Source organism: Arthrobacter alkaliphilus (genome assembly GCF_021483235.1).
In the GTDB taxonomy this organism is placed as follows: domain Bacteria; phylum Actinomycetota; class Actinomycetes; order Actinomycetales; family Micrococcaceae; genus Arthrobacter; species Arthrobacter alkaliphilus.
Genome location: NZ_JAKEEC010000060.1, coordinates 1 through 1009, shown reverse-complemented (window position 1 = coordinate 1009; position 1009 = coordinate 1). Strand labels below are relative to the sequence as shown.

Genomic DNA, 1009 nt, shown 5'->3' with positions numbered 1-1009 from the left:
CCCGCAAGGAGAACCCATGCCCCGCCCGTTTACCCTGTTCACCGGCCAGTGGGCCGACCTGCCCTTCGAGGAAGTCGCCAAGCTTGCCTCCGGCTGGGGCTACGACGGCATGGAAATCGCCGTATCCGGAGACCACCTGGACGCCTGGCGCTGGGACGAACCCGGCTACGTCGAGTCCAAACTCGAAATCCTGGACAAGTACAACCTCAAGGTCTGGGCCATCTCCAACCACCTCAAGGGCCAGGCCGTCTGCGATGACCCCATCGACTTCCGCCACCAAGCCATCGTCGGCGCGAAAGTCTGGGGCGACGGGGACCCCGAAGGCGTCCGCACCCGCGCCGCCGAGGAAATGAAACACACCGCCCGCCTCGCCCGCGCCCTGGGCGTGGACACCGTCGTCGGATTCACCGGCTCCTCCATCTGGCAATACGTCGCCATGTTCCCGCCCGTCCCGGAAAAGGTCATCGACGCCGGCTACCAGGACTTCGCCGACCGCTGGAACCCCATCCTGGACGTCTTCGACGAGAACGGGGTCCGCTTCGCCCACGAAGTCCACCCCTCCGAAATCGCCTACGACTACTGGACCACCGTCAGGACCCTGGAAGCGATCGGGCACCGCGAAGCGTTCGGCCTGAACTGGGACCCCTCCCACTTCATGTGGCAAGGCATCGACCCCGTCTCCTTCATCTGGGACTTCAAAGACCGGATCTACCACGTGGACTGCAAAGACACCAAGCTGCGCCCCACCGGCCGCAACACCGTCCTCGGCTCGCACCTGCCCTGGGGCGACCCGCGCCGCGGCTGGGACTTCGTCTCCGCAGGACGCGGCGACGTACCCTGGGAATCAGCCTTCCGCGCCCTCGCCGCGATCGGCTACGACGGGCCGATTTCGATCGAATGGGAAGATGCCGGCATGGACCGCCTCCACGGCGCCCCCGAAGCCCTCGCCAACCTCAAAAAATACAACTTCCCACCCTCCCAAACCAGCTTCGACGCCGCCTTCAGCCAG

General features: G+C 65.7%; 1 protein-coding gene. It reads left to right on the top strand.

Annotated elements, in window-relative coordinates:
* Positions 1-16: 16 nt before the first annotated feature.
* Positions 17-1009 (top strand): sugar phosphate isomerase/epimerase family protein (locus L0B83_RS19580; RefSeq protein ID WP_234760234.1); only part of this gene is annotated, 993 nt, incomplete at its 3' end.